Origin of the sequence: Lactobacillus amylolyticus DSM 11664 (assembly GCF_000178475.1) — a bacterium.
Taxonomy (GTDB): Bacteria; Bacillota; Bacilli; order Lactobacillales; family Lactobacillaceae; genus Lactobacillus; species Lactobacillus amylolyticus.
The window spans coordinates 1-15,650 of record NZ_ADNY01000018.1 but is presented as its reverse complement, the minus strand read 5'-3'; the positions used below and the strand labels follow the sequence as shown (position 1 = coordinate 15,650).

Below are 15,650 nucleotides of genomic sequence, written 5' to 3'. Positions count from 1 at the left end.
ATGTCATTTTTTCTCTGAGTGCTTAAAAATTGCGCTCATTTATTTTTAGCCTTAAAGACTATGACTATGACAAAAAAACGCTCAAATCGCCTGAAAAGCGCGTTTTTGTTTGTTTTTTATTAAAGTAACGAATATAATTATATAGGTAATAAAAAGTATAGAAGGTGAGTGCTATCAAGGATTTTGAAATCAAAGGTGAATATATTACCCTAAGTCAATTCCTTAAAGAAGAAAATATTATTTCTTCTGGCGGCCAAGCAAAATGGTATTTGAAAGATAATCCAGTAATTTTGAATGGTCAAAGTGAAAATCGACGCGGGAAAAAGTTGCACGTTGGTGATGAGCTAACAGTTGAAAACGTGCAGTATAAGTTTCGGCAAGGATAATGTATCTCGATCATTTTATCGTCCAAAATTATCGCAATTTAGAAAAAATAGATACTAATTTTGATTCGAACGTTAATATTTTTATTGGAAAAAACGCGCAGGGAAAAACCAATTTGCTGGAAGCTATTTATTTTTTGGCGTTGACGCGTTCTCACCGAACAAGCAGCGATCGCGAATTGATTCATTTTGGCAACGATTATGCTAATTTAATGGGACATGTTCACAAGAGTCAAGTTGATTTGGACTTGCGAGTATTAATTACCAAAAAAGGAAAAAAGGTATGGATCAACCGAGTTGAACAGGCAAAATTATCCAAATATGTTGGACAATTAAATGCAATTCTTTTTTCACCAGAAGATTTAGAATTGATCAAAGGTGCACCTGCTCTGAGAAGGAGATTCATGGATCAAGAATTTGGCCAAATTAACGCGGAATATTTATATTTTGCCAGCAAGTATCGTCAAGTGCTGTTTCAAAAAAATAATTATTTGAAGCAATTGGCAAAAGGTCAAGCCAAGGATCAAATCTTTTTGGATGTTTTATCAGATCAATTAGCGGGAATCGCGGCGGAAGTTATTTCACGCCGTTTTAAATTCTTAAGGTATCTAAGTCATTCTGCTAGTGATGCTTACGAGCACATTAGCTTAGCAAGTGAAAAATTAGCGATAGCATATCATCCATCGGTTTCGAATATTACTGGTGATGATAATACGGAAACTATTTATCATAAGGTCTTGAACAATTTCCAAAAAACAAAAGAAATGGAAATTAGGAAAGGTACAACATTATCCGGACCGCATCGTGATGATATTGAATTTAAGTTGGATGGCAAAGATGCTCATTTATATGCTTCGCAAGGACAGCAGCGTTCAATTGCATTAAGCATTAAATTAGCAGAAATCCAGTTGGTACATCATCTGACAGATGAATATCCTTTGCTTTTATTAGATGACGTAATGAGTGAATTGGATCATGGACGTCAAAGAGCACTTTTAAATTATATTCATGGTAAGACACAAACTTTTATTACGACCACGGATTTGGAAGGAATTTCCTGGGAAATAATTAAACAGCCGAGGATTTATCATATTCAATCCGGCAAGATTAGTTTAGAAAAGGAGAATTAAATGGCTGATAAGGATAAAAAGCTTGAGCAAGTCAAGAAATACGAAAAAGAAGCCGACAAATATAATGCCAGCCAGATTCAAGTTTTAGGTGGACTTGAAGCTGTTCGTAAACGTCCTGGTATGTACATTGGTACGACTAGTTCCCAAGGCTTGCATCACTTGGTATGGGAAATTATTGATAACAGTATCGATGAACGCTTGGCAGGCTTTGCAACCAAGATTGAAATCACTGTTAATGAAGATGGCAGTGTAACAGTTCAGGATGACGGACGTGGTATCCCAGTAGATATTCAAGCTAAAACCGGTCGCCCTGCTCTTGAAACTGTTTTTACAGTTCTTCACGCCGGTGGTAAATTTGGCGGTGGCGGATACAAAGTATCCGGTGGTTTACACGGGGTTGGTGCCTCTGTAGTTAACGCTCTTTCTACTAAGTTGGACGTTACTGTTGTTCGTGATGGTAAGAAGTACTTTATTGACTTTGATCACGGTCGTGTAAAGGATGAAATGAAGCAAATCGGTACAGTACCTTTAGACCAACACGGTACAACGGTTCACTTCTATCCAGATCCTGATATTTTCACTGAAACTACTACCTTCGATGACAAAATTTTAAAGAACAGAATTCGCGAATTGGCCTTCTTAAACAAAGGCTTAAAATTAACCTTTACTGATAAACGTAAAGATACTGCTGAAACTGATGTTTATCTTTATGAAGGTGGTATCAAGGAATATGTTGCCTTCTTAAACCGTGATACAGAAGTTTTGTTTGATGATCCAATTTATGTTGAAGGCGACTATGATGGCATTAACGTTGAAGTAGCCCTTCAATACACTAATGGTTACAAGACAACTTTGATGACTTTTGCCAATAACATTCACACCTATGAAGGTGGGATGCACGAAGCCGGATTTAAGACAGCATTAACTCGTGTTGTTAATGACTATGCTCATAAGGCTAAAATCCTTAAGGATAAGGATGACAACCTTTCTGGTGAAGATATTCGTGAAGGAATGACCGCAGTTGTTTCAGTAAAGCACCCGAACCCACAGTTTGAAGGACAGACCAAGACTAAATTGGGTAACTCCGATGCAAGAACTGCTGTCGATAAGGCCTTTTCAGAAACTTTTAGCCGTTTCTTAATGGAAAATCCAAGTGTTGGCCGCAAGATTGTTGAAAAAGCTCAGTTAGCTGAAAGAGCAAGAACTGCTGCTAAACGCGCACGTGAAGTAACTCGTAAAAAGTCAGGCCTTGAAATTGCCAACTTGCCAGGTAAATTAGCTGATAACACCAGTAATGATCCAAGCATTTCAGAATTGTTCATCGTCGAAGGTAATTCAGCCGGTGGTTCTGCTAAACAAGCTCGTTCACGTTTAACGCAAGCAATTTTGCCAATCAGAGGTAAGATTTTGAACGTTGAAAAGGCCTCAATGGATCGAATCTTGGCTAACCAGGAAATTCGTTCATTGTTTACGGCTTTAGGTACCGGCTTTGGTGCTGATTTCGATGTTTCCAAGGCTCGTTACCACAAATTGATTATCATGACAGATGCCGATGTCGATGGAGCCCACATTCGTACGCTTTTGTTAACGCTGTTCTACAACTACATGCGTCCAATGATTGAAAAGGGATATGTATATATTGCACGTCCACCTCTTTACCAAGTTCGTCAAGGTAAGGTTGTTAAGTATCTTGATACTGATGAAGAATTACACGATTATTTAGGCAGCTTGCAACCAAGTCCTAAACCAATCGTTCAGCGTTACAAGGGATTAGGTGAAATGGACCCAGAACAGTTGTGGGACACAACAATGAATCCAGAAAACCGACGCCTTGATCGTGTAAGCCCAGAATATGCTAAAGATGCAGATGAAGTTTTTGATTTGTTAATGGGTAACGAAGTAGCTCCAAGACGTAAATTTATCGAAACTAATGCTAAATACGTTGAAAACTTGGATGCTTAGGAGGAAATAAATGGATAACGATAATCAAGCTCAAGATCGTAGAATCCGAAATGTTGATTTGACCAGTATGATGCGTAGCTCATTTTTGGACTATGCCATGTCTGTTATCGTTGCTCGTGCTTTGCCTGATGTACGTGATGGTTTAAAGCCAGTTCAGCGTCGTATTCTTTACGGAATGAGCGAATTGGGTGTTACGCCTGATAAGCCTTATAAAAAATCAGCCAGAATTGTTGGTGAAGTTATGGGTAAGTTCCACCCACATGGTGACTCATCAATTTATTTGGCAATGGCACACATGGCCCAAGATTTCTCATACCGTTACATGTTAGTCGACGGGCACGGAAACTTCGGTTCTGTTGATGGGGATGAGCCGGCCGCAATGCGTTATACCGAAGCAAGAATGAGTAAGATTGCTGTTGAAATGCTTCGTGATATCAATAAGAACACGATTGACTGGCAAAGAAACTATGATGATACTGAAAACGAACCGGTTGTTTTGCCAGCTAGAATTCCGAACCTGCTTGTTAACGGGGCAAACGGAATTGCTGTTGGGATGACTACCAACATTCCGCCGCACAACTTAAAAGAGGTCATTAGTGGACTGCATATGCTGATGAAAAACCCTGACGTTACAACTAAGGATTTAATGAAAGTAATTCCAGGTCCTGACTTCCCAACTGGTGGTATTATCATGGGACGCGGTGGTATTTATCGCGCTTATGAAACTGGTAAAGGCAACATTGTCGTTCGTGCCAAAACCAATATCGAAACCGAAAAAAGTGGTCGTGAACGAATTATTGTCAGTGAAATTCCATACATGGTCAACAAAGCTGAATTGGTTAAGAAAATTGCCGATTTAGCACGTGAAAAGACAATTGATGGCATTACCGGTGTGCGGGATGAATCTGACCAGACTGGTATGAGAATCACGATTGATATTCGTCGTGATGCCAGCGCTAGCGTTGTTTTGAATAATTTGTTCAAAGAAACGCAAATGCAAGCTAACTTCGGAATGAATATGGTTGCCATTGTTGATGGTGCACCACACTTCTTGACTCTGAAGCAAATGCTTAAATATTACTTGGATCACCAAGAAGACGTTGTTACTCGCCGGACAAAATTCGAATTAGCTAAAGCTGAAGCAAGAGCACACATTCTTGAAGGTTTAAGAATCGCCCTTGATCATATTGATGAAATCGTTAAAATTATTCGTTCTAGTCAATCAAGTGATATTGCTAAGGCAGCTTTGATTAGCAGATTTGGCTTAGATGATAAGCAATCACAAGCTATCTTGGATATGCGTTTGGTTCGTTTGACCGGCTTGGAACGCGACAAGGTTGAAGCTGAATACAAAGACTTGCAAGTCAAAATTGCTGACTACAAAGATATTCTTGCTAAGCCAGAGAGAATCGATCAAATCATTTATGATGAATTGCTTGATATTCAAAAACGCTTTGGTGACGAACGTCGTACAGAAATTGGTGCTAGTGAAGTAATTTCAATTGAAGACGAAGATTTGATTGAAAAGCAAAACGTTCTATTAACTTTGACCCATAAAGGTTACATTAAACGGATGCCGATTACAGAATTTAAGACGCAGAACCGTGGTGGTAAAGGAATTAAAGGCATGGGCGTTCAAAATGGCGACTTCACTGAACACTTAATTTACTCCAGTACCCATGACATGCTTTTGTTCTTCACCAATAAAGGCAAGGTTTACTCCAAGAAGGCATATGAAATTCCTGAATTCGGAAGAACTGCTAAAGGCTTGCCAATTGTAAATCTTTTGCAACTTGAGAAAGGTGAAAAGATCCAAACTGTTATCAATATTCCTGAAGGGGCAGATGACAACTACTTGTTCTTTATCACTAAGATGGGAACAGTTAAGCGGACCCACGTCAGTGAATTCTCTAATATTAGAAACAGTGGTTTAATTGCCTTAACTCTTCGTGATGGGGATGAATTGAGCAATGTTTTGACTACTGATGGTAAGCAAAATATCTTGATTGGTACTCATTTGGGTTATGCCGTAACCTTTAATGAAGGTGACGTTCGTCCAATGGGAAGAACGGCTGCCGGTGTTCGCGGTATTAACTTGCGTGATAACGACTACGTAGTTGGTTCTGAAGTAATTAAGCCAAATGATGAAGTGATGGTTATTTCTGAAAAAGGCTATGGTAAACGGACTCCAGCTAGTGAATATCCAATTAAAGGCCGTGGCGGTAAAGGAATTAAGACCACTAATGTTTCTGAAAAGAATGGTCCGCTTGCAGGTGTAACTGTAGTTGACGGCAGTAAGGATATTATGGTTATTACCACTGACGGTATTATGATTCGGTTCAAGATTTCTGATGTACCTCAAACTGGCAGAAATACTTTAGGTGTAAGATTAATCAAGGTTAATGGCGACAGCAAAGTATCTAGTCTTGCTATTGTTCCGACTGAAGATGATCAAGAAACAACCGATAATTCAACAGATGATGCTGAATAAAAAATAATTTTAAAAAATAAAAAATTATCAGACATTTTTTACGTATTTAATATATAGAGGTATAAAAATATCTCCAGGATCACGTAAAAAAGTTTGGTAATTTTTTTGTTTATATGATAAAATTGAACATTGCGAGTAATAATTTTCCATTACTCCTTGTTCTTGAATTGCAAGAACCATTTAGTCCAGAAGGAGGTGCAATAGTTTATGGCAACTACTAAGTACGAAGTAACTTACATCATCAAACCTGACGTAAGTGAAGAAGACAAAAAGGCTGTTGTAGATAAATACGATAAGGCTATCGCTGACAACGGTGGTACTATGGTTGAATCCAAAGACTGGGGCAAGCGTCATTTTGCATACGAAATCGATAAGTATCGTGAAGGTACTTACCACATCATGACTTTCACTGCAGATAACGCTGACGCAGTTAACGAATTTGGCCGTTTGTCCAAGATTGACAACGCTATTTTGCGTTCAATGACTGTTAAATTGGACAAGTAATAATTTATTATCGAAAAGATATCGTGATTTAGGAAAAGGAGGACCTAAGTATGATTAATAGAGTTGTACTTGTTGGCCGATTAACGCGTGATCCTGAATTACGTACTACTGGGAGTGGAATCTCGGTTGCTACGTTTACTCTTGCTGTTGACCGTCAATTTACAAATGCTCAAGGTGAGAGAGGCGCAGACTTCATCAGTTGTGTTATTTGGAGAAAATCAGCAGAAAACTTCTGCAGCTTTACTTCAAAAGGCTCATTAGTTGGTGTCGATGGCCGAATTCAAACCAGAAGTTATGATAATAAAGATGGGCAAAGAGTATATGTAACTGAAGTTGTAGTTGACAATTTTGCATTGCTCGAATCACGCAAAGATCGTGAAGCCCGTGGCCAAAATGGTGGGTACACACCAAGTAATAACGGAAATGCTGGTGCATCAAACACTAACAATTTCCAACCTAATAATGGGGCAGCATCGAATAATACTAATAGCAATAATTCACAAAATAAGCCGCAAGATCCATTTGCCGGCTCAGGTGATACTATTGATATTTCCGATGATGATCTTCCATTCTAAAAATAGACTAAAAGAAAGGACCTAGGGATATGGCTCAACAAAGAAGAGGCGGCCGTCGTCGCAAGGTTGACTACATTGCAGCTAACCACATCAACTACGTAGACTACAAGGACGTTGATCTGTTGAAACGTTTTATCTCAGAAAGAGGTAAGATTTTACCACGTCGTGTCACTGGCACTAGTGCAAAGAACCAACGTAAGGTAGCAAAAGCAATTAAGAGAGCTCGTATTATGGGCTTGTTGCCATTTGTTGCTGAAGACTAATTGGTCGACAGATAATAATAAAAAAAGATACTTGAAGCAAAAGCTTCAGGTATCTTTTTTTGCTAAATTTTTCTTAAGTTTGCCGGATAAGGTATAATTAATACTGAAGTAATATACCTATTTTTAGGAAGGATCTTTCATGAAAGATTTTTTACGTAAGCTTGAATTGCCCGCATTTATTCGAGATTCGCGGTTAACTGCTTCCGTAATAATTATTCTGGTTTTGTCTCTTCTTGGCGGCATTATCGGGATGATTATGAACCCGTTATTTGGTTTGGCGCTAGTTTTGATTTTTATCTTAACGGTAGTGTTCGCTATTTACGGTACTTATGTTTTGGCTGGGAATGCCAACAACTACGCAATTAACTTATCTTACAGAATAAAGCGTAGTGAACAAGAGGCAATGATCAAAATGCCGCTTGGCATCTTGCTTTATGACGATGAACATAAAGTTCAATGGGTAAACCCTTACTTGCAATTGTATTTAAAAGATGACGATGTCATTGGACATACAATTGAGTCAGTTGATCCCAATTTGGATAAGTTGCTCAACGCTGCAGTTAAAGCAAAAACTGCTGAAAATCGAATTGTGCAGTGGGATGGCCACAAGTTCGAAATGGTAGTGCAAGATGACTTGGGGGTTATTTATTTACTCGATATTACCAAGTATGCCAAAATCGAAGAAAAATATAAGGCTGAGCGTCTTGCTATCGGACAAATTTTCATTGATAACTATGATGAATTAAGCGAAACCATGCATGATCAAGATCTGGCCAGTATGAGTTCATATATCCAGAATACGTTGAGCGACTATGCTAAAAAATTTAAAGCATACCTTAAGCGAATCGATGAAGATCACTTCTTGATTTTGATGCACATGCATGAATTATCTAAAATGGAAAAAGACAAGTTTTCAGTTTTGGATAAAATTCGGCAAGAGACCAGTAGAAGCAACATGCCACTTACGCTTTCAATTGGAATAGCCTTTGGCAGCGATTCATTAACTGAAGTTGCTAACCAAGCACAATCCAATCTTGATTTAGCCCTAGGACGTGGTGGTGATCAGGTTGTTTTGCGGCAGCCTGGTAAAGATGCTCGTTTCTATGGTGGTAAATCCAACCCAATGGAAAAACGGACTCGTGTACGTGCGAGAATGGTTTCTCAAGCAATCAGTGAATTGTTCAAGGATGCGGATCAAGTATTTGTCGTGGGGCATCAACGTCCTGATATGGACTCTGTCGGCAGTGGTATTGGGGTTGTTAAGATTGCCCGCTTGCACGGTGTAAAAGCTCACTTTGTTCTTGATACTATCAAAACCAATTATGATGTTGGCCGCTTAGTCGTAAGAATGCAGGAAAAGCACGATAATGATATCTTCATTGATCCAAAAGATGCTTTAGATGCTACAACTGATAAATCTGTGTTGGTAATGGTTGATCACTCAAAGTATTCAATTACTTATTCTAAAGATCTCTATGATCGTTTGAAGAACAGAATCATTGTGATCGATCACCACAGACGTGGTGAAGAATTCCCTGAAAATCCAATGCTGACATACGTTGAGCCATATGCTTCTTCAGCTTGTGAGTTGGTAACAGAAATGATCGAATACCAGCAGCCTGCCGGCGGTAAACGTGTCTTGACGGATCTTGAAGCAACAGCTATGTTGGCCGGGATCGTAGTTGACACAAAGAAATTTTCATTACGTACAGGTACGAGGACATTCGATGCAGCCAGTTACTTACGGTCAATTGGAGCTGATTCAGCCGTAGTAAGTTCGCTTCTTAAAGAAGATATAGACAGTTTTCTTGAAAGAACTCACTTAGTTGCTACACTTAAGATGGTCAAGCCTCATATGGCAGTTATCTGTGGACCTGATGATCAGGTGATTGATCCAATCATTACAGCTCAAGCAGCTGATACGGCACTAGATCTTGAAAATGTTGGTGCTAGTTTTGCAATCACACGACGCAATCAAGATACAATTGGCATTTCAGCTAGGTCAATGGGTAAGATCAATGTTCAAATCATTATGGAGAAATTGGGTGGCGGTGGTCACTTATCTAATGCTGCTACTCAGATTAAAGGCATTACCGTTGACGAAGCCAGAAAGAAATTGTTAGCTGCTATTGATGAGTATGAAAACGAAAATGAGTAAAGGAGATAAAAATGAAAGTTATTTTTACTAAAGATGTTAGAGGCCGCGGTAAACGCGGAGATGTTAAAAACGTTCCAGATGGCTATGCACAAAACTACTTATTCAAACGTGGATTAGCTAAGGCAGCTACTAAAGCAAATATGCATACTTTGGAAAGAGTAGCCGCAAATGAAAAGGCTGCTTATGAAGCTGAAAAGGCTGAAGCCGAAAAGATCAAGGCAGTTCTTGATAAAGACGAAACAGTTGTTAACTTCAAGTCAAAGGCCGGTACAGATGCTCGTTTGTTTGGTTCAATTTCAGGCAAAAAGATTGTTGAAGGTTTGGAAAAGCAATACGGTATTAAGATCGATAAGCGCAAATTAAGCCTTCCTGAGCCAATTAAGACATTGGGCTACACAAATGTACCAGTTAAGTTGTTTAAGGACGTAGAAGGCACAATTCGCGTTCATGTTACTGAACAAGATTAAGTTACCGATTTATTTTAGTTAAAAGTGGTCATGTTTAATGGATAATATTGTTTCTCAACAAATTCCGCATGATTCGGAAGCTGAAAAAGCTGTTTTAGGTGCGATTTTTATTGATCCTGAAGCAATTGCTGATGCGAGTGCGGTTGTCCAACCCGAGGACTTTTATGAACGGGTTAATCGCTTAATTTTTCAAGCGATGCTGGATTTGTCTGATCGTGGGGATGCAATTGATCCACTGACTTTGCAAGATGAACTGACTAAGAAAAATCAATTGGATGATATTGGCGGGATTGCTTATATTTCGCAATTAGCCTTATCAACGCCAACAGCTGAGCATATTACTTATTATGCTCAAATCGTTCATCGTAAGTCTCTTTTGAGAAGACTTATTTCCGCAAGTCAAAAAATTATCAGCAATGCCATGGATGGTTCTGATGATGTAACCGATATTCTTGATAATGCCGAAAGCGAAATCATGAATGTCTCATCAGAAAACAATACCGGCGGTTTTAGAGTGATTAAAGATATCATTAACTCAACAGTTGAAGATATCAATAATATTCCTGATGATGGGAACATGGTAACCGGGTTGCCGACAGGCTTTTCTGAACTTGATAAAATGACAACAGGTTTTCATGATGATGAATTAATTATCGTGGCTGCTCGTCCTGGTGTTGGTAAAACTTCATTCGCATTAAACGTTGCACAATTCGTAGGCCTACATACTGATAAGACTGTAGCGATGTTCTCTCTTGAAATGAGCGGGGAACAGTTAGTGCAGAGAATGCTGGCCTCAGAAGGGCTAATCGATTCTCAGCACCTTAGAACGGGTCAGCTTGATGAAGAAGAATGGAAAAAGCTGATTGTGGCATCAGGCTCTTTAGCTAATACCAGTATCTATATTGACGATACACCTGGCATTAAAATGAGTGAAATTCGTGCCAAGTCAAGAAGATTAGCTAAAGAAAAAGGCAACTTGGGTTTGATTGTCATCGACTATTTGCAGTTAATTGAAGGGCCTAAGAGTGAATCACGTCAGCAAGAAGTTTCCGCAATTTCTCGGCAATTGAAGAAATTAGCCAAGGAACTTCATGTGCCAGTGATTGCTTTGTCACAACTATCACGTTCAGTTGAACAGCGACAAGACAAGAGGCCAGTTTTATCAGATATTCGTGAATCAGGTTCTATTGAACAGGATGCGGATATTGTCTCCTTCCTGTATCGTGAGGACTATTATCGTGATAAAGAAGATGATGGTGAAAGTGATGCAGATAAAGAGGTTGGCGCAGAAGACGATAATGGCGAAGTAGAAGTGATTATTGAAAAGAACCGTTCAGGTAGCCGTGGGACTGTCAAATTGATGTTCTCGAAGCCATATAACCGCTTCTCGAACCTGGATTATGCGCATGATGATGCTCCACAAAAGTAAGACGTAAAAAGTCGCAGTAGTGAATTAAATTGCTATTGTCGGCTTTTTTGTTTACATACAGCTGTAAGCCTTTACACAAAACGATGTTTTTTAATATAATAAAAATTAACTGAAGATATAAAAGAGAAAAGGATGAAAAAGATGGCAGAAAAGAAATTTGTTGGCAGCATTGAAGCTGGCGGTACTAAATTTATTGTTGCTGTTCAAGATATTGAAAGTGGTAAAGTGACTGCGCGTGCGCGGATTTCAACTGAAGATCCTAAAAAGACGCTGCAAGAAAGTGCTGATTTCTTCAAAAAGAATCCAATTGATGCTTTAGGAATCGGAACCTTTGGCCCAATTGATATTAATCCGCACTCACATACTTTCGGCTATATTTTGGACACTCCTAAGCCAGGGTGGTCAGGTACTAATTTTAAGGGCTTTTTTGAAAAAGAACTTGGTATTCCGGTTGTAATGACGACAGATGTTAATGCATCTTGCTATGGTGAATATGTTGCTCGCGGACAAGACGATACCAAAACCTACTTTTACGTTACGATCGGAACAGGTGTAGGAGCCGGAATCGTTCAAGCAGGCAAGTTCTTGGGCCTCAATAACCATCCTGAAATGGGACATATGCTGATTAAACGTTATCCTGGCGATGATTATGAAGGCCATTGTCCGTTCCACGGCGGTAATTGTGTGGAAGGGATGGCAGCTGGTCCAACTTTGGAGGGAAGAACGGGCATTCCTGGTGAAAAATTATCGCGTGATAACAAAGTATTTACTTATGTTGCTTACTACGTTGCCCAACTTTTATTTAACGTTTATATGGCCTCAAGACCTGATGTAATGATTGTTGGTGGTTCAGTTTTGAACGAAAATGATTTGGTTAAGGTTCGTGAATATTTCGATGAATTCAACAATAATTATGTTGCAACGCCAGATTTGAATGATTTAATTGTGACTCCGGCAGTGGCTGAAAATGGTTCTGCTACTTTAGGCGACTTTGAATTAGCTAAAACTCTTTTGAATTAAATTAATCAGACTCACTTTCTAAATAATTTCTTAAAGTGAGTCTTTTTATTTGAAATAAGGTGACACAACTTTTAGGATAAAATTAAGATATAGAAATCAAAAGAAAAAGGAGGAAAAATGATGACAAAAGATATAAAAGACCAAATTGCTGGCAAGCTTAAAGAAGTTGAAGGCAAAGTGACTGGCGATAAGCTGCGTGAGGCCGAAGGCAAAACTCAGCAAGCCAAGGGCAAAGCTGAAAAGAAAATCAACGATGTAAAGAAGAAGCTTGAAAAGAAAAAATAAAGAAGGGAAACATAATGTTACATTGGCTATGGGTTTTAATAGTTGGTGGCGTAATCGGATTGATTGCCGGTGCCATTACAGGACACGGAAAGTCTATGGGTTGGATTGCTAATATCTTAGCAGGGTTAATTGGATCCAGTTTAGGTCAGGCACTCTTTGGTGCATGGGGTCCACAAGTAGCTGAAATGGCAATTGTTCCATCAATTTTAGGTGCTGTTATCTTGGTGTTGGTTGTTTCATTTATTGTTGGAATGGTCAATAGAAGAAAAGACTAAATTAATAAAACTAAAATCAAAGAATGAATCCAAATAAAAAAGACATTTATAGTTGAATGTCTTTTTTCTACTATAAGTCAAGTCATATTAATGATTTGGCTTATTTATTTTCTTTAATATTGATGCGAATATAGTGAAATTGTTAAATGAAATAAAAAAGCAAAGATCAGAAAGTATGACAAATAAGCCTATGATGCTTGTTGTTTTTTCATAGGTCGCTATACTAAAGATGATTATTTGATTTCAATCAAAGTCTTTTGTTTTTGGTGGCCACGTTGTAATCATATAATTGATTTTGCTTTATTAAAGCAAATATGGTGCGGATCAGTTTATGCACCGATGCAATGGCAATCTTCTTATAGCCTCGGCTGTGGGAGGATTGTTTTTTGTTGTCGTAATAATCGGTGATATGACAAGGCTGAGATAACTTCGTTGAATTGCTCTGACAGTAATACTATCTTTGGAATCGTAAGGATAAGCCTGCTCGGCTAAAGAATACAGTCTGGCAGTCAGATATCTTGCTCTCTGTTTGCCTATGCCAGGGATAGACAGTAGCTCCTGATAAATTCTTGTTTCATTGCTTTCTAAAACGTATTGAGCATGCGGAAATAAGCTAACAATGGTCCAATATATTTTGCCCGTGGGAGTGGCCATGATGCTTTCAATTTGCGGAAAAGTTGACTGTAGATTGCGGTGCAGCTGATTCTTGGCTACAATCAGATTCTTAGTTAATTCTTCAAAATAGCGGCTGGCATTTTGCATTTCATGATATTCTTTCGGCTGCGGCTCTCTTAATTTTTGCGGAGCACAAAACTCAAGCAAAGCCAGATGATAGGCATCAAGCTTATCAGTTTTATTGTGTCGCAGATTATTGTCCATCAGTTTCTTGCTTTCAATGGATTAAGCTTTAAATATTTAATATGATTTTCTTCTAGAAAGGCCTGCAAGCTAAGAGAATAAACACCGATAGATTAAAAAACTACCAAAGGCGTAATTAAATAGCGATTTAAATGATCAAGCAGCTTTTGATAGCCAAAGGAGTCATTTGAAATAGTAAACGGTTCTCCTTGTTTAATACGATCAATTACAACACAGACAGTCGAAGAATGGCTGCTAACATCAATACCAAAAACAATATTTTGTTCCATCATAACCTCCAAGAGAAGATAAATAGCTTTATCAAACCATTCAATTCTAATTTTCTGAACTCGGCATCATGTGCCCACAGACTACGAAGAGACTTTAGAATGGCCGGTAAAGCAGCCCGTTTTGTTTACGACATCAAGTGTCCAAAAGACGTATGGCTTTTTGCTTTATCTTCGCTTTTTATTTTAAGCAAAATAAAAAGTGCCGGATCATGAATCCGTCGATTCATAATCCAACACTAGGTTAGTATGTTTTGTGTTACACATGAAACAATTATTCTTGCTCGTCTTTTTTATCTTCACTGTTTTTCCCAAATTTGAATTTGTGGTCCTGAGCACTTTTGCGCTTAAGCAAAGTCTTGTCTAATTTAACAGCAGGGTGGCTTTGATCATAGAATTCGAAGAAAATAGGTGCCTTGCTGGAATCATTGCTCTTAGGATAATATTGAAATTCACCATCCACAAAAGGCAGATTTAAATTATTGCGATAAGTAGTCCAGACGTCTGAAAAAATACTGGTAAAAATTTGCCGTAGATCAGGATCAAGTGACATAACGACTCTGCTGAAGCGATAAGTACCGAGAATCTTATGGGCAGTCAATTGATTGACATCGCTGATTTCTGAATTTTCAAAGGCATCAAATAATGCAGAAAACAATTCGCCCCGTTTAGCATCAGGAATTGAGTGATTAAAATGAATTAAAGCATGACGCAAAACGCGGGCACCAGTAGTTAAGCCTTCTGCAAGTACGAAACTATCACGTCCAACATTCCAGCGTCGAGGATCGTGTTGATCTTTCATCGGAACTGTACTTTTAACAATTAAAGTACGTTCGGGGTGATCAAGCATCGTACCAATAATTGATCCTTCTGGCAGATAAGTCTTCATTTTTTTGATAGTACGTTCAAAACCGGGACTGGTATAAACTTTATGGAAAAAGCCGGGACCATCAAAACTAAGTGCTTTTATAATCCGATTCTGCAATTCGGGACGGACAGCACTTAAAGCATATTGAGCAAAGTTGCCACCTTTTGAATGGCCCACCAGATAGATGCGGTCATTTGGATACTTCTTTGCGATTGCATTGAGGTAATTGGCAGCCACATTTTGGCCATATACTTCAGGCATAAAATTCATATTCATGTCTTCATTCCAGCCGATCATTGAGCTATCGGTTCCACGATAGGATATTAGGATAGTTTTCTCATTCAGACGAAAAGTTCCAGCCGTGAACTGCAATGGGTGAGGCTTTTTTTCCATGCGATTGGTCCAGTTAAGAATCTCGATATCACCAAGTCTAGAACATTTTGGTAAGAGCAAAACCTCAGTTCCAGTTTCATCATGCATCTGTTTTTGGAAAGAGGGAAGATCACGTAACCGATCTGCGACCTCACTGAGCGTGTGACCGGCGGCAGAGCCATCAACGGGCAAGTAGATTAGTGAAGCAAGAAGCGAGGCGTCAACGCTGTTAAAAGGCCTCTCAGCGAAAGTTAGATCGCCACGCCAACGAAGGTAATCTAGTGAATTTGCCAAATAATCATCCTTTCTAAAAATATTTATAG

Annotated in this window: 14 protein-coding genes and 1 pseudogene; 13 read left to right on the top strand and 2 right to left on the bottom strand. The window is 38.8% G+C overall.

Features of this window, described 5'->3' with window-relative positions; translation table 11 throughout:
• Positions 1–164 precede the first annotated feature (164 nt).
• From yaaA to HMPREF0493_RS02490, 13 genes are all read left to right on the top strand, one after another.
• Positions 165–386, top strand: coding sequence for a S4 domain-containing protein YaaA (gene yaaA / locus HMPREF0493_RS02550; RefSeq protein ID WP_006351705.1), 222 nt, complete (start codon positions 165–167; stop codon positions 384–386).
• A complete protein-coding gene (gene recF / locus HMPREF0493_RS02545; protein ID WP_006351704.1) occupies positions 386–1,513 on the top strand; it encodes a DNA replication/repair protein RecF in 1,128 nt (375 codons plus the stop codon). The genes yaaA and recF overlap by 1 nt, the downstream gene beginning before the upstream one ends.
• Positions 1,514–3,475, top strand: a complete 1,962-nt coding sequence (gene gyrB, locus HMPREF0493_RS02540) for a DNA topoisomerase (ATP-hydrolyzing) subunit B (protein ID WP_006351703.1) — start codon at positions 1,514–1,516, stop codon at positions 3,473–3,475.
• A 10-nt stretch (positions 3,476–3,485) separates the two neighbouring features.
• Positions 3,486–5,966 (top strand): DNA gyrase subunit A, encoded by a 2,481-nt coding sequence (gyrA, locus tag HMPREF0493_RS02535; protein WP_006351702.1) that lies wholly within the window; start codon positions 3,486–3,488, stop codon positions 5,964–5,966.
• Positions 5,967–6,173: 207 nt separating this feature from the next.
• Positions 6,174–6,470 (top strand): 30S ribosomal protein S6, encoded by a 297-nt coding sequence (rpsF, locus tag HMPREF0493_RS02530; protein WP_006351700.1) that lies wholly within the window; start codon positions 6,174–6,176, stop codon positions 6,468–6,470.
• Positions 6,471–6,520: 50 nt separating this feature from the next.
• Complete coding sequence (ssb, locus tag HMPREF0493_RS02525; protein WP_006351699.1) at positions 6,521–7,045, top strand: single-stranded DNA-binding protein; 525 nt, start codon at positions 6,521–6,523, stop codon at positions 7,043–7,045.
• 29 nt (positions 7,046–7,074) lie between these two features.
• Positions 7,075–7,308 carry a 30S ribosomal protein S18 gene (gene rpsR / locus HMPREF0493_RS02520; RefSeq protein ID WP_006351698.1) on the top strand — a complete coding sequence of 78 codons (234 nt, stop codon included), beginning with the start codon at positions 7,075–7,077 and terminating at the stop codon, positions 7,306–7,308.
• A gap of 139 nt (positions 7,309–7,447) precedes the next feature.
• Positions 7,448–9,466 (top strand): DHH family phosphoesterase, encoded by a 2,019-nt coding sequence (locus tag HMPREF0493_RS02515; protein ID WP_006351697.1) that lies wholly within the window; start codon positions 7,448–7,450, stop codon positions 9,464–9,466.
• An 11-nt stretch (positions 9,467–9,477) separates the two neighbouring features.
• Positions 9,478–9,933, top strand: coding sequence for a 50S ribosomal protein L9 (rplI, locus tag HMPREF0493_RS02510; protein WP_006351696.1), 456 nt, complete (start codon positions 9,478–9,480; stop codon positions 9,931–9,933).
• A 37-nt stretch (positions 9,934–9,970) separates the two neighbouring features.
• A complete protein-coding gene (gene dnaB, locus HMPREF0493_RS02505) occupies positions 9,971–11,362 on the top strand; it encodes a replicative DNA helicase (protein ID WP_006351695.1) in 1,392 nt (463 codons plus the stop codon).
• 141 nt (positions 11,363–11,503) lie between these two features.
• Positions 11,504–12,382 (top strand): ROK family protein, encoded by an 879-nt coding sequence (locus HMPREF0493_RS02500; protein ID WP_040456992.1) that lies wholly within the window; start codon positions 11,504–11,506, stop codon positions 12,380–12,382.
• Positions 12,383–12,502: 120 nt separating this feature from the next.
• Complete coding sequence (locus HMPREF0493_RS02495; protein ID WP_040456987.1) at positions 12,503–12,667, top strand: CsbD family protein; 165 nt, start codon at positions 12,503–12,505, stop codon at positions 12,665–12,667.
• Positions 12,668–12,681: 14 nt separating this feature from the next.
• Positions 12,682–12,942: a GlsB/YeaQ/YmgE family stress response membrane protein gene (locus tag HMPREF0493_RS02490; protein WP_006351692.1), complete on the top strand. Its 261-nt coding sequence runs from the start codon at positions 12,682–12,684 to the stop codon at positions 12,940–12,942.
• A 247-nt stretch (positions 12,943–13,189) separates the two neighbouring features.
• On the opposite strand, the pseudogene HMPREF0493_RS08275 reads toward HMPREF0493_RS02490, so the two are convergent.
• Together HMPREF0493_RS08275 and HMPREF0493_RS02475 are read right to left on the bottom strand one after the other, a co-directional pair.
• Positions 13,190–14,093, bottom strand: a pseudogene (locus tag HMPREF0493_RS08275) (IS110 family transposase).
• A 268-nt stretch (positions 14,094–14,361) separates the two neighbouring features.
• The gene (locus HMPREF0493_RS02475) at positions 14,362–15,621 is read right to left on the bottom strand and encodes a DUF2974 domain-containing protein (protein ID WP_040456990.1); all 1,260 of its coding nucleotides are present in this window, start codon (positions 15,619–15,621) and stop codon (positions 14,362–14,364) included.
• Positions 15,622–15,650: the final 29 nt, after the last annotated feature.

Bases quoted from the DNA above. Each gene is read 5' to 3' on its own strand.
- recF (WP_006351704.1), top strand. From the start codon at position 386: ATGTATCTCGATCATTTTATCGTCCAAAATTATCGCAATTTAGAAAAA.
- gyrB (WP_006351703.1), top strand. From the start codon at position 1,514: ATGGCTGATAAGGATAAAAAGCTTGAGCAAGTCAAGAAATACGAAAAA.
- gyrA (WP_006351702.1), top strand. From the start codon at position 3,486: ATGGATAACGATAATCAAGCTCAAGATCGTAGAATCCGAAATGTTGAT.
- rpsF (WP_006351700.1), top strand. From the start codon at position 6,174: ATGGCAACTACTAAGTACGAAGTAACTTACATCATCAAACCTGACGTA.
- ssb (WP_006351699.1), top strand. From the start codon at position 6,521: ATGATTAATAGAGTTGTACTTGTTGGCCGATTAACGCGTGATCCTGAA.
- rpsR (WP_006351698.1), top strand. From the start codon at position 7,075: ATGGCTCAACAAAGAAGAGGCGGCCGTCGTCGCAAGGTTGACTACATT.
- HMPREF0493_RS02515 (WP_006351697.1), top strand. From the start codon at position 7,448: ATGAAAGATTTTTTACGTAAGCTTGAATTGCCCGCATTTATTCGAGAT.
- rplI (WP_006351696.1), top strand. From the start codon at position 9,478: ATGAAAGTTATTTTTACTAAAGATGTTAGAGGCCGCGGTAAACGCGGA.
- dnaB (WP_006351695.1), top strand. From the start codon at position 9,971: ATGGATAATATTGTTTCTCAACAAATTCCGCATGATTCGGAAGCTGAA.
- HMPREF0493_RS02500 (WP_040456992.1), top strand. From the start codon at position 11,504: ATGGCAGAAAAGAAATTTGTTGGCAGCATTGAAGCTGGCGGTACTAAA.
- HMPREF0493_RS02495 (WP_040456987.1), top strand. From the start codon at position 12,503: ATGACAAAAGATATAAAAGACCAAATTGCTGGCAAGCTTAAAGAAGTT.
- HMPREF0493_RS02490 (WP_006351692.1), top strand. From the start codon at position 12,682: ATGTTACATTGGCTATGGGTTTTAATAGTTGGTGGCGTAATCGGATTG.